The following is a 22361-nucleotide window of genomic DNA, read 5'->3' as shown; positions in this document are numbered from 1 at the left end:
TGCTTCCTCCATTCTCTACATAATCAATTACTTTTTTTCTCAAGTCTAGGCTATAGGACATTTTTCTGTATGGGTTGCTTGTTTCTCCTTATTTTACCCTATTTTTTACTTGTATCAGGCTTATTTGAAATGACTATACTTAGGGCGAATCGGATGTTCTAAAATTGTTACTATTTCCCTTTCTACAGTCTTAATAACCTCAGAAATTTGACTAGGTGTGATCTGATCTTGAGGCATTCCTTCTAAAGTAAGATGAATGCTGCCACTATGAACTTGAGAGATTCTCCAATTTATCAGGGGACGATTTTTGTTAGCAAGGGTTTTATCTACTTCATGGAGTAGTATTGCTAATTGTTCTTGAGCCTTGATAAATTTATCAAAAGACAACAGTGAGCCTTCTATATCTAATGTTAGGCTCTTGATTGTTTCCTTCGATATAGGGCTTTCCCCTTTAGTCATGGCTCTAGGAATCGTGATAATTATCTCAAGTGTAAAGGTTTTGGCTAACTACTAAAGCTTCCTACTTTACATTTTTACATGAACTAACCCTAAAGCCTAAACTAGGTTGACCTATAACCACAAAAAAACCCGCTGACGCGGGCTTTTTTCACAAAACCAAAGTTTTAATTAACCTAACAACGCTTTTGCCTTCGCTACCACGTTATCCACAGTAAAACCAAACTTCTCTAGAATCACACCCCCCGGAGCAGAAGCGCCGAAGGTATCAACCCCCAACACATCCCCCTCATCGGTGATGTAGCGATGCCAACCCATGGTTGAACCCGCTTCCACCGCGAGACGTTTTTTCACTGCTTTCGGCAGTACCGATTCTTTGTATTCTGCCGATTGTTCCTCGAATAGCTCCCAACAAGGCATAGAAACGACGCGGGCTTTAATTCCTGCTTCTTTTAACACCGCAGCCGCTTTATCGCAGAGATACAACTCGCCACCCGTACCGATGAGAATGACATCGGGAGTACCTTCACAATCGGTGATAACATAAGCACCTTTAGCCACACCTTCAAGGGAAGTTCCCGCTAAATTGGGCAGATTTTGACGGGAGAGAGCCAATAAAGTCGGGCGTTTCTTTTCGCTCACCGCTACTTTATAAGCACCGGAAGTTTCCGTACCATCCCCCGGACGCATGACTAAGAGGTTAGGAATAGCTCGCAGAGAAGCAACGTGTTCCACGGGTTGGTGAGTCGGTCCATCTTCCCCTAGGGCAATGGAATCGTGAGTCATTACCCAGATGACGCGGGTTTCTGACAATGCCGATAAACGGATAGAATTCCGCATATAGTCGGTGAAAATCAGGAAAGTCGCCCCGTAGGGAATCAATCCCGTGTTATGGAGAGCAATACCGTTACAAATCGCCCCCATCGCGTGTTCCCTTACGCCAAAATGGACGTTACGCTCATGATAACTGCCTTTTTGGAAATTACCAAAATGCTCTAATTCCGTGTAGTTAGAGTGGGTTAAATCCGCCGAACCACCGATTAAACCGGGTAAAACCCCCGCAAGCGCATTTAAGCAGATTTCCGAGTGTTTACGACTAGCGAGCGCCTTATCTTCGGGTTTATAAACAGGTAAAGCTTGCTCCCAACCTTCCGGCAGTTGACCAGTGGTTAACTGTTCAAATAAAGCCGCTTCTGCGGGATATTTGGCCTGATATTCGTTAAATAACTTATTCCAGTCCGTTTCTGCCGTTGCTCCCTTGTCCACTGCTTGCCGGAAACGATTTAACACCTCATCGGGAACCACAAACGGCTCGTATTGCCAACCTAACGCTTTCCGGGTTAACTCGATTTCTGTTGCTCCTAAAGCTGCCCCGTGAACATCGGCGGTATTAGACTTATTGGGGGAACCATAACCGATGGTGGTGGTGATTTTAATCATCGAGGGTTTATCGGTGACAGCTTTGGCAGCAGCGATCGCATTGGCAATGGCATCTAAATCGGTGTTACCATTCTCGACGTGCTGAACGTGCCAACCGTAGGCTTCAAAACGCTTGCTCACGTCTTCGGTGAAAGCGATATCGGTGGAACCATCGATCGAGATATGGTTATCATCATAGAGAGCGATTAACTTGCCTAAACCCCAGTGACCGGCTAAAGAACAAGCTTCCCCGGAAATTCCCTCCATATTGCAACCATCACCCAAAATGACATAGGTGTAATGGTCGATAATTTTGGCATCCGGTTTGTTAAAACGGGCCGCTAAATGGGCTTCTGCTAGGGCCAAACCGACACCATTGGCAATCCCTTGACCCAGCGGACCGGTGGTCACTTCCACCCCTTCCGTGACAAAATTTTCGGGGTGGCCAGGGGTTTTCGATTTCCACTGCCGGAATTGTTTAATTTCCTCTAGGGGAACGCTATCGTATCCGGTCAGGTACATCAAAGCGTACTGCAGCATACAACCGTGACCGGCGGAGAGAACAAAACGATCTCGATTGACCCATTGGGGGTTTTTCGGGTTAAAACGCAGGAATTGATCCCAGAGGACAAAGGCCATGGGTGCGGCTCCCATGGGCAGTCCGGGGTGTCCCGATTTAGCTTTTTCCACGGCATCCACCGCTAAAAAACGCACCGCATTAATACAAAGTTCTTCGAGGGATTGGGAGGCGACAACCATAATGTTTTTTAGAATGAACTACAAAAATAAGACCAGGTTAAAGAGGGAGCCACTCACAGATTACTCTTTCAGGGGCATCGACTCAAGCATATTTTCTAAAAGCTAAGGTGACGTTATGGCCACCAAATCCAAAGGAGTTGGAGAGGGCAGCGTTAACTATCTGCTGACGACTTTCGTAGGGGACGTAATCGAGATCGCAATCGGGGTCAGGATTGTCCAGGTTGAGAGTCGGGGGAATCCGATCATTAGCGATCGCCATTACCGTGGCCACGGCTTCAATACCACCAGAACCGCCTAAAAGGTGGCCTGTCATCGATTTGGTGGAACTGACGGGGATTTTGTAGGCCGATTCTCCTAAAGCTTTTTTAATCGCCTTGGTTTCCGTGGGATCATTGGCCCCTGTACTGGTGCCGTGGGCGTTGATATAGCTAATTTCCGCCGGAGTCAAACCGGCATCTTTGAGCGCTAATTCGATCGCTCTGGTGGCCCCACGACCATCGGGAACCGGTGCCGTCATGTGATAGGCATCGCAAGTCAGACCATAACCGATCATTTCGGCGTAAATCCGCGCCCCACGGGCTAAGGCCGTTTCTAATTCCTCTATAATCAAGATTCCTGCCCCTTCCCCCATAACAAAACCATCCCGATCCTTGTCAAAGGGACGACTGGCCCGGGTGGGGTCATCGTTGCGGGTGGACAGGGCCTTAGCGGAGGCAAAACCAGCCAATCCTAGGGGGGTAACGGCGGCTTCCGTCCCACCGCAGATCATTCCTTTGGCCAAACCCCTTTGTACTAGACGAAAAGCATCGCCGATGGCATTGGAACCAGCAGCACAAGCGGTCACGGTGCAGTTACTCGGTCCCTTGGCCCCCGTATGGATAGCGGTTAAACCGGCGGCCATATTGGCAATCATCATCGGGATCATGAAAGGACTACACCGGCTCGGACCTTTTGTCAAGTAAATTTCCTGTTGATCCTCCAGCACTTTTATGCCGCCTACGCCCGTACCGATTAGTACACCTATATCATCGGCATTGAGAGCGTCGATAACTAATCGAGAATCTTGCAGTGCTTGTAAACTGGCGGCGACGGCAAATTGAGCGAAACGGTCCATGCGCTTTGCCTCTTTGCGATCCACATAGTCGTGGGGGTCAAAACCCCGCACTTCCCCAGCAATGCGACAAGCGTGACGGGAGGCATCAAAGTGGGTGATTAAACCAATGCCACTTTTGCCGTTGATTAAGCCTGTCCAATAGTCTGCTAGATTATTGCCGAGGGGAGTGATTGCACCCATCCCCGTGATGACAACCCTTTTTAATGGCAATTCTGTCATGTTTGTTCAAAAATAAGGGCAGATTTTGCCCCAGATATTTAATCCTAATTGTCAATTTTCCCGCAATAATTAGGCGGTTGCTCCTACTTTCTCGTTAATATACTCGACAGCTTTGCCCACAGTGTCAATTTGTTCGGCCGCTTCGTCGGGAATTTCAATATCAAATTCTTCCTCTAAAGCCATCACTAACTCGACCACATCAAGGGAATCCGCTTTCAGATCATTGGCAAAGCTTGCTTCAGGGATAACTGTATCCGGATCCTCTACTTCTAATTGTTCCACAACAACTTTTTTAACTCGATCGAAAATGTCTGCACTCATGGATGTCAATTTTTATCCGCTGGTTTACCGGACTCTAGCCTCTAGGGTCTGGGGAAATGGGGCGGTGTTACCATTTCCGACAATAAATTTCGGTTAGCTTTTTCACTGACCATTTTTCATCTTACTGGAAGTTGTTCCCCTCTTGATGAAGTTTTTTCTCGATCATCGGGGAAGTGGGGTAGTGGGGTAGTGGGGAAGTGGGGTGTGGGGTGTAGGGAGAATAAATAAAAATAATCTCCTGAATCCTGACGACCGAATAAAAAGCAAAAATATAACGGATAACTCTGAAATTAAGATAATAATCATGGCTGACCATTACCCCAATTCCAGAATTATCCGTTTTTTTTAGGTTTTCTTGACTACTGTTCGGCGGTGGCCAATCCAGTTTCGGTGCTGCCGCTGCTGCGACGACGGGTGAGAGTATTAAAGAGCATAATTCCGATCGCTTTGATCAGATTACCTTCCAACTCTTGGAACATTTTCATGTTCATGCCAAAAGCGGCGTTAGCTTCGGCGACAATGCGATCAGCCATGGCTTGATCTACCGGTAACTCGTCGAGGGTTTGACGATAGTGGTTTTTGTAGGCTTTTTCGTCGGTAATATCTTTGAAATCATAGAAAGCCGTGCCACCAGTTTCCAGATTCATCGCTTTTTCGGCGATTTTTTTCAAGATTTGCCCCCCGGACAGATCGCCGAGATAACGGGTATAGGAATGAGCGACTAATAATTCGGGTTCTGTTGTGGCGATTTCCCGAATCCGGTTAACGTAGGCCTGACCTGCGGGAGATAAAGCGATCTCGTTGCGCCAATTGGGACCGTAATAAAAATATAAATCCTGTTCCAGCGCATTTTTGCGATTGAGTTCAGGAAAACAGATTTTAGAAACGACCGGATGACTAGGAAGTTTTTCCATCTCCTCCTCCATGGCCGAATAGACGAAGTAGAGGTTAGCCACCAGTTTGCGATAGGAAGTTTTTTCTACCACACCCTTGAGAAAACACTTGACAAAACCGACGTTTTCTGCCATGGTGTGGGATTTTTTCGTGCCTTCCCGCAGTTGAGTTGATAAATTAACGCTCATATTATGATCACCTGTTGGGATGAGTAGAATGGATCGGGTTCGTTACAGATGCTTACTAAAACCGCCTATTTGGCTAGATTAAACTGAATTGATCGGTAATTTTATTAAGAATTTTTACAGTGCCGCCGGGGGAGCTTAGGGGAGAAATTTAGCTCTAGCAGGACTTGACCGCCAGTTAAAACCGGTATCGATCGAGATGGCGCAATTGTAAAGATTAGTGAAAAACTGCTCCCTAGTTGATCTCGGGGAGAGAGAGGGTATAATTTAGCACCAATATCAATTCTTGCTCGACATTCTTCACACTTCTTGGCAATTCTTAACATTCACGAGACTTATATCAGCAAAATTTCACAAATTAAAACCGAATTTAGCAATCATGCTTATAATCAGTACAGGATTCTTTATGTTGTGCTAAACTCAAGCCCTTGAGAGACAAAGCCCTAGTTGCGATGTCAGCGAGAACACATTTAGCAACCCCCTACCCAAACCCTTAGTCATAACACTCTGGTAATGCCCCGAATACTTGTAATCGATGATGATCCTGCAATCGCGGAATTAGTCTCCATCAACTTGGAGATGGCGGGTTATGACGTTAATCCCGCAGAGGACGGGATTAAAGGCCAGGCCTTGGCCGTCCAGTTACAACCCGATTTAATCATGCTGGATTTAATGCTGCCCAAAGTCGATGGTTTTACTGTCTGTCAGCGTTTGCGACGAGATGAACGCACGTCCGACATCCCGATTTTGATGCTCACAGCCTTAGGACAAACCCAAGATAAAGTGGAAGGTTTTAATGCGGGTGCTGATGATTACCTGACCAAACCTTTCGAGGTGGAGGAAATGTTAGCTAGGGTACGCGCTCTCCTCAGACGCACCGATCGCATTCCCCAAGCCGCTAAACACTCAGAAATACTCAGTTTTGGACCTTTAACCCTGGTTCCCGAACGTTTTGAGGCAGTCTGGTTTGAAAGTGTGGTCAAGTTAACCCATCTAGAATTTGAGTTACTCCACTGTCTTCTCCAACGTCACGGTCAAACCGTTTCCCCTAGTGATATTCTCAAGGAGGTCTGGGGATACGATCCCGATGATGATATCGAGACTATTCGCGTTCATATTCGCCATCTGAGAACGAAACTAGAACCCGATCCCCGCCACCCTCGCTATATTAAAACCGTTTACGGTGCGGGTTATTGTCTGGAGTTACCCACCAATGAACAGGTGGTGCTTGATTCATCGGCGGCAACGGTTTAAACAGGGAGCAATTGTCTAGATAGGCAATAGGGACAATTGTTTCCTCGCTCCTCCTCCTCTTCTCTTATGTTAGTTAGGGTTTGCTGAATAAATCTAAAAACCTTGTTGGATAAGACTTTTAGACTTTTTTCCCCTCAAAAAGTGCCAGCCATTGCGGGGATCGGGGGGAAAATTCAGGGACTTTTTCCCTGAAAATTAGGTAATTGACCCCCTCAAAATCGGTAAAACCCTACACCCCACACCCCACACCCCACACCCTGCCCCCACAAAAAACTTTTTCAGCAAGCTCTAACTACTGGTTTAAGGTAAATCCGTCGTCCCCATCAAAAAGCGATCACATTCCCTGGCGGCCCCGCGACCTTCATTAATCGCCCAAACCACCAAACTTTGACCACGACGACAATCCCCTGCGGCGAACACTTTCGGTAAGCTAGTGGCAAATTGACCGTGTTCGGCCTTGATATTGCTGCGGGCATCCTTTTCTAAGCCTAAATCATCGAGTAAAGGCTGTTCTGGTCCCAAAAATCCCATGGCCAATAGAACTAATTGCGTCGGGATGACTTTTTCTGTTCCCGCCACCGGTTGGGGGATAAACTGCCCTTTTTCGTTGCGTTGCCATTCCACCCGTACCGTGTGAATCCCCGTCACGTTACCCTCGCTATCCCCCTCGAATTTAGTCGCCGTGGTGGTATAAACCCGGGGGTCATCGCCAAAACGCGCGGCCGCTTCCTCTTGTCCATAGTCCAGACGGTAGATTTTCGGCCATTCGGGCCAGGGATTATCGGCGGCCCGTTCTCGGGGCGGTTGCGGCATAATCTCTAATTGGGTGACGCTACGGCAGTTATGACGCAGAGAAGTCCCCACACAGTCGGTTCCCGTGTCACCACCGCCGATAATTACTACGTCTTTACCCGCGGCCGAGATAAAGTCCTCCCCGGGCTGTCCGTCTAATAGTGCCTTTGTATTAGCGGTGAGAAACTCCATGGCGAAGTGAATACCCTTTAATTGGCGACCTTCGATGTTTAAATCCCGGGGTTTGGTGGCTCCGGTACAGATAACCACGGCATCGTATTCGTTTAATAGGTCTTGGCTGCTGATATCCTTGCCCACTTCCGTGTTACAGACCATTTTTACCCCTTCCTGTTCCAGCATCTGGAGACGACGCAGAACGACTTCTTCCTTATCTAACTTCATGTTGGGGATACCGTACATTAATAGTCCCCCGGGGCGATCGGCCCGTTCATAAACTGTCACCCAGTGACCGGCTTTATTTAACTGATCGGCGGCTGCTAATCCAGCAGGTCCGGAACCGATCACGGCCACTTTTTTGCCGGTACGGATGGCGGGGGGATTGGCAGTAATCCAACCGGATTCCCAACCTTTGTCAATAATCGAACATTCAATATTTTTGATCGTAACGGGGGGATTATGAATACCGAGAACACAGGAACCCTCACAGGGGGCGGGGCAGACTCTACCGGTAAATTCGGGGAAATTATTGGTTTTATGGAGGCGATCGAGGGCTTCTCGCCACAATCCTCGATAGATTAAATCATTCCATTCGGGAATCAGGTTATTAATCGGGCAACCACTGGCCATGCCACTAATTAGCGTTCCCGTGTGACAAAATGGTGTACCACAATCCATACAACGGGCGGCCTGATTGCGGAGTTTATCTTCTGGCATGGGAAGATGAAACTCATCCCAATTATGAAGGCGATCGAGGGGGGTAAGTTCGGAAGGAAGTTCACGCAGGAATTCGATAAAGCCAGTCGGTTTGCCCATAGTCTTTTTTGTCTCTGTCGTTTATTCCCTATCTTCCTTCAGGGTTTGATCGATCCCCGCAACTTTACCGATTTCTTTAATCTTATCGGCAACTCAGTGGACTAACAGGCGGTAATTTTGACAAATTCGGGAATTAACTATTGAGTTAAAAACAGGCGATTTCAAGAGGAAGGGGGCAATTCTAAGGGGATAGCCCCGATTATTCCCTTACGAAAATCATTGAGTAACTGCATGGCTGCCCTTTCTTTATCTTCTTGATATTTGAGATTAGCCAATTTTTCGATAAAATCCTCGCCGGTCATGTCTAGAGTATTCAACCCATAACGAGATTGTAAAAGTCCTTCATAGTGTAATTCTATTAATAAATCGACAAAAGCCGCCGCTATACTTTGGTTATCATAACCAGCATCGCCAATATCCTCACAGATAGCTAATTTCACCGCATCCCTTTGATTATCTAAACGGGAAGGAATCACCCCCGGCGCGTCTAATAATTCTAAGGTGTCGGAAATTCGCACCCATTGTAATTGTCGCGTTACTCCGGCCCTGCGGGCGCTGGCAACGACTTTTCGCCCTAATAAACGGTTAATCAGGGCAGATTTGCCCACATTGGGAAACCCGATCACCACGGCACGCACTGGACGCGGTAACATTCCTCTCAGTTGACGTTTTTGGTTAATTTCATCGCCAATTTTTTCCGCCGCTTTGATAATTGCTTTGACTCTTTCTCCCTGTTTAGCGTTAGTAAAATAGACGGTTTCTCCTTGACTTTTAAACCATGTTACCCATTGTTGCTGGGCAGATTCGGGAATCATATCGAGACGATTTAAGATTAACAAGCGCGGTTTATTGCCAATCCAATCGTCCACCTGGGGATGATGGGAAGCTAAGGGAATGCGAGCATCGCGCACTTCTAGGACCACATCCACGAGTTTAAGATGTTCCTTGAGTTTTCTTTCCGCTTTGGCAATATGACCGGGATACCATTGAATTAACGACATGGGAGATGGGAGTATAAAATTAAATCTTATCAGAAATAGTCCCTAGATAGCTAAGTAGGTAGGTTTTAAAAATTGTCAGATTCCCCCTTATTAAGCTATCCATTACTCACATCTTTCTTAACATAAAATTTGACAAAAAGAAAAAAGTGTGCCTGATGGCTCAAGGGAGTTCTATGGGGGAACTAATTTGATCAGATAGTTTGCAAGTCTGGCTGATATCATCTAACCTTCGCGGTTCCAAGCAAATAGTTTCAACGCTGAGCTCACGACCGAAGCCTGAGAGAAGCCGAAGGGTCGCCTTTTCTCCCTAAAAAAAACCAAGAGAAGCAATTATTAAGTTTAAACTGGTTCTGTCTTGAACTGCCAAAACTATTGGATGTTCTTTGATTCTTTCTACTGTACTTTTAGCTTGGGCGGCAATTAGATTTGAGGGTTGAAAATAGGGTGAATTCCCAAAGTCGTAGGTGGCACTGGCGGCGGCTAAATTTCCCGATACTTGTGAGACACTTATTTATACTAGGTTGGCTGGCGAAGTTGTCCACGATACTGATTAATCCTTTCTTTCTTCTCGTGTCCCCTAGGTCTGCATACTGTAATTCTTGGGCTGCCCATTTCTCTATTTTTTTGCTCACCTCGACCTTGATATTAAATCCGTTGAGTATAGGCTACATCTCAAGACAGGCACTCATGCAAGAGGCAAGAGGCAACAGGAAGAATAAATAATCAGTCTTTAACAACCGGATTTGGCATGATTCCTTCTTTAAAAACTATGTCTATCAATCGTTTCCCTTTTTTAGTTTCTTCTCTTTTTGTTAAGAAAGCTCTGACTAATCGATAGCTTAATAAGGGGGGGTTGACAATTTTTAACACCTACCTACTTATTTTTTGCCTCTTGCCTGACTGGGAGTCGCAAGTCTAAGCTAAGAATAACCGGCCAACCCGTCCCGACCACCGGATAACTGATAGAATGAATGATTCTAACGCTAATTCTCCCGCTCAATCCTCAGAAGAGACAATAGATGAAACCAATTGGGTAGATCTGGGGGAAGAGGGGCAACCTCTAGATAAACCCACTGCCAAACCTATCCAACCATCTCCTCTCAAGTCTATCGCTACCCTGATCACGGTGGAAACGGCTTTTTTGGCCAGTGCTACCAGTTTAATCTGGTTAATTGACTATTATTTTCCCCTCGGACCGTTATTAAGGGTTTTCTTCCCGATTCCTGTCGCTTTAGCCTATTTACGTTGGGGTGCTCGTTGTGCTTGCATGACAGCATTAGTTTCTAGTTTACTTTTGTCGGTGTTAATGGGACCGACTCGCAGTATCGTCTTTTTGATTCCCCACGGCCTGATGGGGTTACAATTGGGGCTATGCTGGCGCCGGGGTGCGCGCTGGGAATTTTCTATCTTGACTGGGGGACTGTTGGGGGCTTTTGGTTTATTCTTTCGTTTTTGGTTGTTTTCAATTCTTTTAGGCGAAAATCTCTGGTTATATGTGATTACCCAAGCGACTAATTTTATTGATTGGATTTTCACCTGGTTAGGGATTCTCGCTAAACCGACGCTGCTGCAAGTGCAATCGTTAGCAGTTGTGGGTATATTTGTCAATAGTTTATTATACTTATTTGCCGTGCATTTAGTGGCGTTATTAGTTCTTGATCGCCTTGGGAATCCGATTTCTCGTCCGCCCAAATGGGTGCAGGTCATACTAGATTATGAGTGATTATTTAGCGCTTTATCGTCAGTAAGCTAAGACGTAGTTAGGGTTTGCGGCAAAAAGTTTTTCGTGGGGACAGGGTGTGGGGTGTGGGGTGTAGGGTTTTACTGGTTTTGAGGTGGCCAATTACCTAATTTTCAGGGAAAAAGTGCCTAAATTTTCCCCCCGATCACTCCCAGGCCCGGAACTTTTTGATTTCAAAAAAGCCTCAAGATATTATCCAACAAGGTTTTTAGATTTATTCAGCAAACCGTAGTTAAACCGCTTATTCTTAGATTAGCCGAATCTCCCCCAATCCCTTTACTGCTGCCTCTTGCCTCGTCTCAACAAGCAATTTAAATTACCAACAGCTTATCTCCAGTCAACTTTTAATTGAGTGTTTAATCAAGGCCGTAATTTGGCCGTGGCCCGATGGTTAGAGGGGAAAGGTTATCGACTATACCGTTATCGTCCCTACCTGCAAGAATTGCTAGAAATCGAGTCAGAAGCGGATTTACGGGGAGTTTTGAACGTTATCGCCTTGTCTGAACAGGAATTAAGGGATTTAAGGAAACCGTCAATCTGGTCATCTCGTCAATAATCCCAACTAGACTAACGGGTTAATTAATTCTTGAGAAAGCCAAAAGGGGATAAAAAGGGAATTTTAGCCTGAAAAGTCAGCTAGATAGCTTTTTAGGTCTATTTTATTGCCTATCATGCCTCTTGACTGCTGAATTATAGCCCCTGACTCCTTTCTTACCCCGAAAAATTTATCTTGGTCAGGGGATCATCGTCTTGTCAGAGAGTGACCGAGTGAGTTATAGTCGTCTATAAGACTCGATTAAAGCATTTCTTAAAAGAATCGTGGTTTTTGGAAAATCGAAAAGTGCGCTATTTTCCCTTCCACAGAAACCTGTTGCCGAGGGGAGTAACTCAAAAACTCCTTTTTTCCTAGATTCTGATAGACAGAACCGGCGGAAACGGATAAAAAATGCTGTTATCGAGCAAGACTCAGGGATTAATTGAAAATCTCGTCTCCTGGCTGTGCTTACCTAATTGTCGGTCAAGCCGGCACTTGCCAAACAGACTTAACAACTGAAACCAAGACTCAGTTCCCACGTCTGAGAGGCAGATGAACATCAAGATGAGGCTTTAACGATGCGGACTCATCTTCTTAGAACTTTCTTAACAAGACCAGATTTCCAGAAGTAGCCTCAAAGCATAGACAAATAGCCCATAGTCCGTCGCTTTTGAAACCGAAAGATTGAGGAAATTGAATGCCAAAACAAATAATCATAGCCGAACAACACCATATAGCGGCTGTTTTTTGGGAAGATCAAATTCAGGAATTAGTTGTAGCCACAGGTAATCAGCAGGTGGGCGACATCTATTTAGGATTAGTAGAAAATGTCATCCCCGGGATAGATGCGGCCTTTGTCAATATTGGCGATGCGGAACGCAATGGCTTTATTCATGTCACCGACCTGGGCCCCTTAAGACTGAAAAAAACCGCCGGTGCTATCACGGAATTACTGGCCCCCCAGCAAAAAGTGCTGGTACAGGTAATGAAGGAACCCACCGGCAACAAGGGACCGCGGCTAACGGGAAATGTCACTCTCCCCGGTCGTTATCTGGTATTGATGCCCAATGGTCGCGGGGTGAATCTCTCCCGTCGCATCCGCAGTGAAGACGAGCGCTCCCGTTTACGAGCTTTAGCGATTTTGGTCAAACCGGCGGGGATGGGTTTGCTGGTACGCACCGAGGCCGAAGGCAAAGCGGAAGAAGCGATTATCGAGGATTTGGAATTTCTGCAAAAACAGTGGGAGAGCATCCAACAGATGGCCGTCAGCAGCCGCGCCCCGGCCCTGCTTAACCGCGATGATGACTTTATTCAAAGGGTTTTGCGGGATATGTACAGTGCCGATGTCAATCGCATTGTTGTTGATAACCCGGTGGCGGTAAAACGAGTTAAACAGCAATTGACGAACTGGGGCGGCGGCAAAGCTCTCGAAGGGGTTTATATCGACTCCCATCGGGAAACCCAGCCAATTCTCGACTATTTCCGGGTTAACGCCGCCATTCGCGAGGCCCTGAAACCCCGGGTTGATTTACCATCCGGCGGCTACATTATCATCGAACCGACGGAAGCTTTAACGGTAATTGATGTTAACTCCGGTTCCTTTACCCGTTCGGCCACGGCCCGAGAAACCGTACTCTGGACTAATAGCGAGGCTGCCACAGAAATCGCCCGACAACTGCGCTTGAGAAATATCGGCGGTGTGGTGGTGGTGGACTTCATCGATATGGATTCCCGTCGCGACCAGTTGAAACTGCTGGAATTGTTTAATAAGGCCCTGAAAAGCGATAAGGCCCGGCCCCAGATTGCCCAATTATCGGAATTGGGGTTAGTGGAATTAACTCGTAAGCGTCAGGGGAAAAACATTTATGAATTATTCGGCAAAACCTGTGACCATTGCGGCGGACTGGGCCATTTAGCCCATCTACCCGGAGAAGGCAACGCCATCGCCCTAGAAACCCCCACCGTTAGCCGCGCGGAAAGAGAAACCTTTGTTGTTACGCCGACTAATACAAAAGTTCTACCCGATAAGAGCGCTCCTAGCGTTGCGGCTGCCGAACCCTATCTAGAAGTTTTCTCCGAATTTGAGGCCGAAGAAAACGCCCAAGGGATGGATCTTTCCTTCCACCCCAACTATCAAGAACAGGTTAATAATTCTCGCCGTCGCCGTCGCCGTCGTCCCTCGGAACTGTTGCTAAAAGAGGAACGAACCGAAAAAGCCTCTACTAACGGTATTAACAACGAAATCGAGCCGGAATCAGAACCACAACGCCTGGAGGAAAAACGAGAACGCCCCGCCCGTCTCTCGAAACGGGGAGAAGATGCCGGCGCCGCCAAAAATATCCCCGTCAGCGAACGGGAGCGGGTTTCCGTGGAAATGACCCAGGTAGAACAGGAAGTTTATTCTTTAATGGGCATTTCTCCCCTGATTCTGGTGGATAAGGAGTTTAAAGACCCGAAATCGGTGATTGTTTCCGTGAAACTGGCAGGGGAAAGGGAGGCGGAAAACCCAGAAACGCCTCCCACTCCTGAAATATCCTTGACTCCTACCCTAGAAGTCGAGGACACAGCCGCCGCCGCCCCAGTAGAGGCGACGGAAACTGGCGAGGAAGCCGAAAATCGTCCCTTAGTGCGCCGTCGTCGTCGTTCCACCACTAGCGAAGTTAGTCAGGAAATCGACCAAGAAGCTAGTGCGCCAGTGACTTTTACGCCCGAACCGATTGCGACCGAAACTCCAGTTTTTCTCGGCGAAGTCATTCCTTTAGAGACCCCGGTGAGCGCCGAGGTGACAGAGGAGCCACAACTAGAGGCTGAAACCGCAGTGCTGGGTCGTCGTCGTCGTCGTTCCTCCGCCACTGTCGATGAGTCATGAGCGCAGAACCCTTAATTGCCGGTGTCGATGAGGTGGGGCGCGGGGCTTTATTTGGCCCCGTGGTGGCGGCGGTAGTGGTCACTGTCCCCTCTTGTTTTGGGCGGCTGTGGGAGTTGGGGGTAAAAGATAGTAAGCAACTTAGCCCCCAAAAACGGCAAAAATTGAGCCGGCAAATACAACGGGATTTTGTTTGTCGCATCGGTTATGCTACGGTGAAAGAGATCGATCGCTTGAATATTTTTCATGCCTCCCTACTGGCAATGAGCAGAGCCATCCAGAAATTACCCCTTTCCCCCGGTCTCTGCTGGATCGATGGCAAGCACATTATTAAAGATTTGTCAATCCCCCAAAAGGCGGTAATTCAGGGAGATCAAAAATCCCCAGTAATTGCGGCGGCTAGTATCGTAGCGAAAGTCTGGCGCGATGACTTAATGACTCGTTGGCACAGACGCTATCCCGATTATGGACTCGCTCGTCACAAGGGTTATGGCACTGCTCAACACCTAGAAGCGATTGGCAACCATGGACTTACTTCTCAGCACCGGCTCTCTTTTAGTCCCTGTCAACAAATCCGCGTCAGTCCCCACCCAAGGACGGAGTGGGGTGGGGATGGCGATTGAGGGGTTTACTCACTGAGAACTGATGCCAGGGCCTGACGGGCAATTTTTGTGACGTAGAGGGTGACGGCAACGGTAGCGATAAAACCAATAAGGCGAATAGTCCATGGTAAAACTGGGTTAGTGGCTGGTGCCGAAGTCCCGATAGTGGCAAGATTGCCCGCTAAAGAGCCAATATAGACATACATTATCGTCCCCGGAATCATGCCCGCGCAACCTATTAGATAATCTTTCAGAGAAACCCCGGTGACACCATAGGCATAATTGAGCAGAGTAAAGGGAAATATGGGAGATAAACGGGTTAAAAGCACTATTTTTAAACCTTCTTTCCCCACAGCTTCATCGATAGCTTGAAATTTATTATTACCTTGAATTTTTTCCGCCACCCAACCCCTAGCCAGATAACGTCCCACCAAAAAAGCGGCAGTAGCGCCGATAGTTGCCCCGATAAAGACGTAAAAAGAGCCTAAAACCACGCCAAAAACCACACCAGCCCCTAAAGTCAGGATTGAACCTGGAAAAAAGGCCACAGTAGCTAGAATATAGATAATTATAAACGCGATCGCTCCCACGGCTCCCAAACTATCCACCCAAGTTAAGGCATGGAAAAGAATAGTTTGAGGATTAAAACCGGTGGAGGCACTGGATTCGAGAGCAAAAGCGGGGGGAGTAGTCAGGAAAAAAACAAGGCTGAATGTAGTTAATAACAGTAAATGCCTGATAATCACAGTTTTTCCCAAGGGCAAAAACTTAGAAATAATCATAAAAAGTCCCTATAAGGAATGAAAAAAGAGAGATTGAACTACAGAAGCGAATTAAATAGAACTGGTGGCTATTCTACCGCGATTATGATTGTTTAGACCAGAAAGCCAATCCTGAAAATTCCCAGAAAATCCCTCTCTCTCCCGGAAGATAAGACAAGCAACAGCCCGGTAATTTTTGCTGTTTACTTGATAAGCTAAGACGCATCTTAACCGCCTATCCTTAGATTAGCTGAATCTCCCCTAATCCCTTTACTTTTGCCTCTTGCAAGAGTGCAAGAGTGCCTCATCTCAATAAGCAATTTAAATGCGCGGGCAGCTTATTACACCTTGCCGTCTCTGGGGAAAAAATGTCACAATTAGAAATAATTAGCATTGGATATAGCAATCAATCTATGAAAATCCTCCCCAAGGTCAAAGCCCCCACCTTCGTGCAAATGGCACAATGGATCATTAATCCCGTAGCTTTTATGGAAAATGCCGCCCGCAAGCATGGCGATATTTTTAGCACAAAAGTGGGTTTAACTGTAGATAATTTTATCTTTGTCAGTAGTCCTGCGGCTCTACAACAGGTTTTAACTAATGACCGGAAACAATTTTCGGCACCAGGGGAAGCAAATCGGATTATTGCCCCGATTATTGGTGATTATTCCGTCGTCATGTTAGACGGGGACATCCATAAAAAACGCCGTCAGCTTTTATTGCCACCTTTTCACGGGGAAAGAATGCGTTTCTACGGCGATTTAATCCGCGATATTACCCTGAGAGTAATGGCAGAATTGCCCCAAAATAAACCTTTTAAAGCCCGTTCAGCGACCACAGCGATTGCTTTACAAGTAATTATGGAGGCAGTTTTTGGAATTAGTCAAGGGGAACGTTATCAAACCCTGAAAAAAATTCTGGCTGAAATGCTCGATATTTTTAACTCTCCGGTGATGGCTTCTTTGTTATTTTTTCCAATTTTGCGGGCTGATTTGGGTGCTTGGAGTCCCTGGGGAAAATACCGGCGTTCCCAAGAAAAAATTGATGATATTATCTACACAGAAATTGCCGAAAGAAAAGCTAATCCTAACCCCAATCGTACCGATGTTTTATCACTACTGATGTCGGCCCGGGATGAAGAAGGCAACCCGATGAGCGATAAGGAATTGCGCGATGAATTAATGACCTTATTATTCGCAGGTCATGAAACCACCGCCACCGCTATGTCTTGGGCGCTCTACTGGACTCATCGCTATCCAGAAATTCAAGCAAAAATTCTCCAAGAAATAGCCACTTTAGGAGATAATCCTAACCCCATTGACATAACTCGATTACCCTATCTTTCGGCAGTTTGTTCGGAAACTTTACGCATTCATCCCGTGGGAATGTTAACTTTTCCGCGAGTAGTGGAAAAACCGGTAGAACTAGATGGTTATCCTTTAGAAAAAGGGACAATTCTTATGGGTTGTATTTATCTGGCCCACCACCGCGAGCAAACTTTCCCCGATTCCCATATTTTTAAACCAGAACGCTTTTTAGAAAAACAATTCACCCCCTACGAATATATGCCTTTTGGTGGTGGGGCGCGTCGTTGTATCGGGGAAGTTTTAGCTATCTACGAGATGAAAATCGCTATCGCCACAATTTTGGCCAATTATCAGTTAACTCTAGTTAATAATACCCCCGAAAAACCCAGCCGTCGCGGTTTAACCCTTGCTCCCTCGCGAGGAGTTCCCATGGTCTTAAAAGGACGACGGGAACCTCTGGTGACTGCCCCCATGCTCGCCGAAATTTCTTAAAAAAACTGACAAAATATTGTACAATCAGAGTTGTGGTATCCCATATCATAACTCTGCTTTTTTGTCAATAAAATTGGGGATAATTATGGTCTTAATTCGTTTAGCTAAATCTTGGCAAATTTCCGAAAATGAAGTTACTTCCGAAAGTGTTTATTTTAACCGTCGTCGCTTTTTACAGGGGTTAATCGGGGCAGGAATTGCGGGGAGTTCCCTATTATTAACTGCTTGTGGTAAATCCTCCTCCTCGGAAGCTTTAGAAAAAAGTTTGCAATTACCTAAAATTGCAGGGTTCAGCAAGAATCCGAATTTTTTAACGGTAAATCGCCCCATAGTTGCCGAAACTGTAGCGGGGAGATATAACAATTTTTATGAGTTCGGAGGGGGGAAAAATATCTGGTTAAAAGCGCAGAAATTACCGACGAATCCCTGGACGGTAGAAGTGGGAGGATTGGTAAAAAATCCCCAGACCTACGATATAGATACTATTAAAAAAACCTTCCCTCTCGAAGAAAGAATCTATCGTTTTCGTTGTGTGGAAGCTTGGTCAATGGTGTTACCTTGGCTGGGTTTTCCGATGAGTGCTTTAATCGCAGCGGTGGAACCAAAACCAGAAGCTAAATTCGTCCGTTTTACCTCCTTTTATGATCCCGAAATTACCAAGGGGCCAGGATTACATTTAGGAGCCTTACCCTGGCCCTATACAGAAGGTTTAAGAATTGAAGAAATGGCCAACGAATTAGCTTTCTTTGCTGTGGGAATTTTCGGACATGATTTACCGAAACAACACGGCGCACCCTTGCGAATGGTTATTCCTTGGAAATACGGTTTTAAAGGAGCAAAATCGATAGTAAAAATTGAATTTACCGCCAAACAACCCGCCACCTACTGGAACACAATTGACGCTCACGAATACGATTTTGAGGCTAATGTAAACCCCAGTAAACCCCATCCCCGTTGGTCGCAAGCAACGGAGAAATTTATCGGCAGTAGAAGTGATTTATCTTGGGAAATTATCGAAACTCTGCCCTATAATGGCTACGGTGAATATGTGGCTAGTTTGTATAGTTAATTTTGATGATTATCCTCGTTTTATTCAGTTTAACTAAGTATCTATGGACAATAAAACTCTGTACGAACAAGACTTTTATCTCTGGATTAGAACTACTATTAATCAACTGCAAGCGAGACAGTTTGAGCGGGTAGATTTAGAGAATTTACTAGAGGAATTAGCAAGTATGGGAAGGAGTGAAAAGCGCAAAATCGAAAATCTTTTGATTCAATTACTGGTACATTTGCTGAAACTAACTTACTGGACAGGAGAAAAATCTAGAAATGAGGGTCACTGGAAGGGAGAAATTCTCAACTTTCGCCGACAAATAATCGAAGAAATTAAAGATAGCCCTAGTTTAAAACCCTATATTCTGGAAATCTTTGAGGAATGCTATCAATTTTCTAGAAAAGAGGCTCAAGTTAGAACTCAATTACCCCTCGATACTTTCCCCGTTATTCCCATTGGTTCCCTTGAACAAATTCTCGATGAAGATTGGTTTCCTGCGGGCGATAATCTGGAAATATAGCCATCAGTTAGACTGCTCCATACTGCTGTAACAAAAAACAACTATCCCCCGATAGCGATCGCTAAAGGTCGAATAATTGTAAGTTTTTGTCAAGGGGTGCGGTCAGACAGAGGAATCATCGCTAGAATGAGCCTAATTGTCAGAAATTTAGTTAAACAAGGTTTTTGGCAATATGCTAATCTGGCTAACACGCTTTTGGGCGTGATATAGGGGAAACTTCTGGTGATCACGCCTAAATGGGGTAATATGCCGAAAGTTGACCCATATCGTTACCCCAGAGAGTGTTGTACGGAAAGTTTCTCTATAATTAATAGTTAGGTGAACCTTCCCACTAAAGCTAAACCCCTTGATCTGCCGTATCAGAAAATCAGTGAAACAGCGCAAAGTCATATTAGTGAGATAAATTCGTGGAAAATCCAACTATGAGTATTCAGCAAACTAATTCTCGACAATTCAAATTTAGGCAACCTTTATGCGGTGCTTTTATCATTTTTGGCTTTGTTTCATTTATTCCGTTACTGGGAGCTTTCTTATCAGGGAATGGTTTTAGGTTGACATGCCAAAGAGCAAAGTTATATGAAGGAACGTGCGAAATAGCTATAGGATCATTCTTTAAACGAGAAAGAGTCTCATTTGAATTATCTGCACTGTCCATGTCCAAGACAGAAAAATCAAGTAGCCGAGATAGCGAATCGGGAGAATACTGTCACTTGCCGACTGTAGTAGTGAAGCAAGATGCTTCCCTTAGAGTTTTTACCATGATACCGGGTATTTGTTCTGAGCTTGAAGCAAATAGAGTTGTCCGTGAAATTAATTACTTTATTTCAACTCCCACAGAAGACCAGCTTGATATTCACCGAGGAAGCTGGAAAGAAGTTTTATTGTACTCCCGCCCATTTTTGTTAATGGGGTTGTTAATGTCAGCTTTAGTAGCGCGTGATAGCTTCTCAGTCTGTATATTCGATCTCGATCGTAACTGTTTTACAATCACTCGCAAGAGGTGGTTCCGCACCACAAATATAGAGGAGTTTCCTCTATCTGCAATTGAATCGATCGATCTTGAAACTCAAGATAATGGTATGTCAATAGAAGATAAGGCTATTATAAAACTGAACTCTGGCAAAGAAATTGCATTACCTCATGGTAATTGTAGCAACCAAAAATTAGTTTCTGATCTGCGACAATTTCTAAATTTTGGATAATCTTTATAAAATGCTTACAAAACACCTAATAAGGGCTTGCAGCGGAACAGAGCAATGCGTTAGGGTATGATCCAAAGTGTACTACCTACTGTCCGCTGAAGGGTAATGATTCGGTAGTAGTGGCGTAGCTCTCTTGCTTACCTGGTATGAATTGTGTTAAATATTTATTAATAAAAATAATTGGCTCGAATCAGCTGTAGGGTGCGTTCCCTAATGCAACTTCTACTGCTCCAGCGATCGATTTTGGGGAACGCACCATGCCCATTGATTGAAACTGTGGTCTAAATTTGATCGCCGATCTTGTAGTACGGGGCCTGGTGATACTGAATTGCCAGATATTGGAGTTCACTACTGGCTAGATGCAGGAACGAGGCTGAAATACATTTTGAAAGTCTGGGTTGAGGATTAAAGAGCTTGCGAATTAGTAGTCAGGGTGGGCGTTTGCTCACCTTGCTTTTTCATGCGGTAATATGGAATGAGATGGTGAAAGACTGAGACTATAGCTATGACGCTCGCATCAAATGAACAAACCGCTATCATTCGTACAGAGCGAGGACTGACAATCGCAGGAACCCGCATCACCCTCTACGATGTGATGGATTATGTGACTGCTCAATATCCACCTAAGTTCATTCAGGGATTATTTGATCTGACGGAAGAGCAAATTAACACTGCCCTGGCTTATATTGAGGCTCATCGTGCGGATGTGGAAGCTGAGTACCAGCAAGTTCTCAAAGAAGCTGAAGAACTCCGACAATATTATGAAGAGCAAAATCGTGAGCGAGTTGCCCGTATTGCTGCGCAACCACCTAAGCCAGGCTCCGAGGCTGCTTGGGAAAAGCTTCGAGTGGCTAAGGCAAAGCGTGAGTCGAAAGTATGATTTTTTTGATTGATCACAATCTCAAAGGTCATGCCTTGGTTTTCTTGGGTGCGATCGCAACTCAGGGCTGGCTTGATATCGTCCCGATGCAGTTCGTCACCTTTGCAGAGATGGATTTGTCGATCAACAGTGATGACAGGACGGTTTGGCGACTTGCTCAAGAGAATCAGATGATTTTGCTTACCGCTAATCGCAGTATGGAAGGGAAAGATTCCCTAGAGCAGGTCCTGCGTGAAGAAAATACCTCAGAGTCATTGCCTGTGATCACCGTTAGCAATGCTGATCGGCTTTTGAATGATTCCGAATATCGAGGTCGGTGTGTTGAAAGTCTTGTTGAGATTGTGCTTGATATTGATACCTATCGAGGCGCAAGGCGAATATTCATTCCGTGACGCGGCGAATGCTAGGGCCGTTGAAGTCTATCTGTAGGGACACGGCATAACGGGGTCTTTATACTGAATCGGTTTTTAATAGTATGATTAACTGCCAATTCAACTTGAAAAACCCGCTCCCTTCTCCCCACTGCTGTAACAAAAAACAACTATCTCCCGATAGCGATCGCTAAAGGTCTAATAATTATAAATTTTTGTCAAGCGGTGCGGTCAGACATAGGAATCATCGCTAGAATAAGCCTAATTGTCAGAAATTTAGTTAACCAAGGTTTTTGGCAATATGCTAATCTGGCTAACAGGCTTTTGGGGGTGATAAAGGGAAAACTTCTGGCGATTGCGCCTAAATGAAGTGATATACAGAAGGTTGACCCATATCGTTACCCCAGAGAGTGTTATAGAGAAAGTTGACCTATAATATGTAGTTATGTTTTCAAGAGAAGAGAAGAAATGTTATCAACACTTCTAAGTAAAGCTGTACAAAAAGCTCAAGAACTACCAGAAGCAATTCAAGACGAACTGGCAGAGCAGTTTATTGAAGACATCGAAAATGAAATCAAATGGCAAGAAACATTATCTAAACCCCAAGACAGCTTAATTCT

General features: G+C 45.5%; 20 protein-coding genes and 1 pseudogene. 11 read left to right on the top strand and 10 right to left on the bottom strand.

The genetic code is table 11. From position 1 onward, the window contains the following. The 6 genes from IM475_RS20960 to IM475_RS20935 all read right to left on the bottom strand — a co-directional run. The coding region (locus tag IM475_RS20960) for an IS630 transposase-related protein (protein ID WP_271956410.1) at positions 1 to 61 on the bottom strand (61 nt) is incomplete at its 3' end. A gap of 59 nt (positions 62 to 120) precedes the next feature. Beyond that, positions 121 to 459 (bottom strand): hypothetical protein, encoded by a 339-nt coding sequence (locus IM475_RS20955; protein WP_287728981.1) that lies wholly within the window; start codon positions 457 to 459, stop codon positions 121 to 123. A 168-nt stretch (positions 460 to 627) separates the two neighbouring features. After that, complete coding sequence (gene tkt / locus IM475_RS20950; protein ID WP_287728980.1) at positions 628 to 2634, bottom strand: transketolase; 2007 nt, start codon at positions 2632 to 2634, stop codon at positions 628 to 630. Positions 2635 to 2716: 82 nt separating this feature from the next. Further along, entirely contained in the window at positions 2717 to 3967 is a 1251-nt protein-coding gene (fabF, locus tag IM475_RS20945; RefSeq protein ID WP_287658092.1) for a beta-ketoacyl-ACP synthase II, read from the bottom strand. A 69-nt stretch (positions 3968 to 4036) separates the two neighbouring features. Then, positions 4037 to 4288: an acyl carrier protein gene (locus tag IM475_RS20940; protein ID WP_287231851.1), complete on the bottom strand. Its 252-nt coding sequence runs from the start codon at positions 4286 to 4288 to the stop codon at positions 4037 to 4039. Positions 4289 to 4647: 359 nt separating this feature from the next. Further along, a complete protein-coding gene (locus IM475_RS20935) occupies positions 4648 to 5370 on the bottom strand; it encodes a biliverdin-producing heme oxygenase (protein WP_287658093.1) in 723 nt (240 codons plus the stop codon). Between the two features lie 510 nt (positions 5371 to 5880). Between IM475_RS20935 and rpaA the strand changes: the two genes are divergently transcribed. Then, positions 5881 to 6621: a two component system response regulator RpaA gene (rpaA, locus tag IM475_RS20930; protein ID WP_002798623.1), complete on the top strand. Its 741-nt coding sequence runs from the start codon at positions 5881 to 5883 to the stop codon at positions 6619 to 6621. Positions 6622 to 6921: 300 nt separating this feature from the next. Here rpaA and IM475_RS20925 read toward each other — a convergent pair whose 3' ends face one another. The 3 genes and pseudogenes from IM475_RS20925 to IM475_RS20915 all read right to left on the bottom strand — a co-directional run. Next, the gene (locus tag IM475_RS20925; protein ID WP_287728979.1) at positions 6922 to 8406 is read right to left on the bottom strand and encodes a glutamate synthase subunit beta; all 1485 of its coding nucleotides are present in this window, start codon (positions 8404 to 8406) and stop codon (positions 6922 to 6924) included. 161 nt (positions 8407 to 8567) lie between these two features. After that, on the bottom strand, positions 8568 to 9407 hold the full coding sequence (ylqF, locus tag IM475_RS20920; RefSeq protein ID WP_287728978.1) for a ribosome biogenesis GTPase YlqF: 840 nt from the start codon (positions 9405 to 9407) through the stop codon (positions 8568 to 8570). A gap of 337 nt (positions 9408 to 9744) precedes the next feature. Beyond that, a pseudogene (locus IM475_RS20915) lies at positions 9745 to 10027 on the bottom strand (transposase DNA-binding-containing protein); the annotation flags it as partial. 347 nt (positions 10028 to 10374) lie between these two features. On the opposite strand from IM475_RS20915, the gene IM475_RS20910 reads away from it, so the two are divergent. The 4 genes from IM475_RS20910 to rnhB all read left to right on the top strand — a co-directional run bounded on the left by IM475_RS20910 (position 10375) and on the right by rnhB (position 15172). Next, positions 10375 to 11130: a DUF2232 domain-containing protein gene (locus IM475_RS20910; RefSeq protein WP_287658097.1), complete on the top strand. Its 756-nt coding sequence runs from the start codon at positions 10375 to 10377 to the stop codon at positions 11128 to 11130. A 370-nt stretch (positions 11131 to 11500) separates the two neighbouring features. Then, positions 11501 to 11704: a hypothetical protein gene (locus IM475_RS20905; protein WP_287658098.1), complete on the top strand. Its 204-nt coding sequence runs from the start codon at positions 11501 to 11503 to the stop codon at positions 11702 to 11704. 676 nt (positions 11705 to 12380) lie between these two features. Continuing rightward, positions 12381 to 14552 carry a ribonuclease E gene (gene rne / locus IM475_RS20900; RefSeq protein ID WP_287658099.1) on the top strand — a complete coding sequence of 724 codons (2172 nt, stop codon included), beginning with the start codon at positions 12381 to 12383 and terminating at the stop codon, positions 14550 to 14552. After that, on the top strand, positions 14549 to 15172 hold the full coding sequence (gene rnhB, locus IM475_RS20895; protein WP_287658100.1) for a ribonuclease HII: 624 nt from the start codon (positions 14549 to 14551) through the stop codon (positions 15170 to 15172). Before rne ends, rnhB begins: the two co-directional genes overlap by 4 nt. A gap of 5 nt (positions 15173 to 15177) precedes the next feature. Here the strand turns inward: rnhB and IM475_RS20890 are convergent, their stop codons facing one another. Then, complete coding sequence (locus IM475_RS20890) at positions 15178 to 15933, bottom strand: TVP38/TMEM64 family protein (protein WP_287728977.1); 756 nt, start codon at positions 15931 to 15933, stop codon at positions 15178 to 15180. A 392-nt stretch (positions 15934 to 16325) separates the two neighbouring features. Between IM475_RS20890 and IM475_RS20885 the strand changes: the two genes are divergently transcribed. From IM475_RS20885 to IM475_RS20860, 6 genes are all read left to right on the top strand, one after another. After that, the gene (locus tag IM475_RS20885; RefSeq protein ID WP_287728982.1) at positions 16326 to 17711 is read left to right on the top strand and encodes a cytochrome P450; all 1386 of its coding nucleotides are present in this window, start codon (positions 16326 to 16328) and stop codon (positions 17709 to 17711) included. A gap of 85 nt (positions 17712 to 17796) precedes the next feature. Next, positions 17797 to 18780: a protein-methionine-sulfoxide reductase catalytic subunit MsrP gene (gene msrP / locus IM475_RS20880; RefSeq protein ID WP_104395918.1), complete on the top strand. Its 984-nt coding sequence runs from the start codon at positions 17797 to 17799 to the stop codon at positions 18778 to 18780. Between the two features lie 43 nt (positions 18781 to 18823). Next, the gene (locus IM475_RS20875; protein WP_287658103.1) at positions 18824 to 19288 is read left to right on the top strand and encodes a DUF29 domain-containing protein; all 465 of its coding nucleotides are present in this window, start codon (positions 18824 to 18826) and stop codon (positions 19286 to 19288) included. 422 nt (positions 19289 to 19710) lie between these two features. Further along, positions 19711 to 20490 carry a hypothetical protein gene (locus tag IM475_RS20870; RefSeq protein WP_287658104.1) on the top strand — a complete coding sequence of 260 codons (780 nt, stop codon included), beginning with the start codon at positions 19711 to 19713 and terminating at the stop codon, positions 20488 to 20490. Positions 20491 to 20995: 505 nt separating this feature from the next. Beyond that, positions 20996 to 21370, top strand: a complete 375-nt coding sequence (locus IM475_RS20865; protein WP_125732619.1) for a DUF433 domain-containing protein — start codon at positions 20996 to 20998, stop codon at positions 21368 to 21370. After that, positions 21367 to 21762, top strand: coding sequence for a DUF5615 family PIN-like protein (locus IM475_RS20860; protein ID WP_287658106.1), 396 nt, complete (start codon positions 21367 to 21369; stop codon positions 21760 to 21762). Before IM475_RS20865 ends, IM475_RS20860 begins: the two co-directional genes overlap by 4 nt. Positions 21763 to 22361 lie beyond the last annotated feature (599 nt).

This window comes from Microcystis sp. M061S2 (assembly GCF_020245605.1).
In the GTDB taxonomy this organism is placed as follows: domain Bacteria; phylum Cyanobacteriota; class Cyanobacteriia; order Cyanobacteriales; family Microcystaceae; genus Microcystis.
This window is presented reverse-complemented; position numbering and strand designations above follow the sequence as displayed.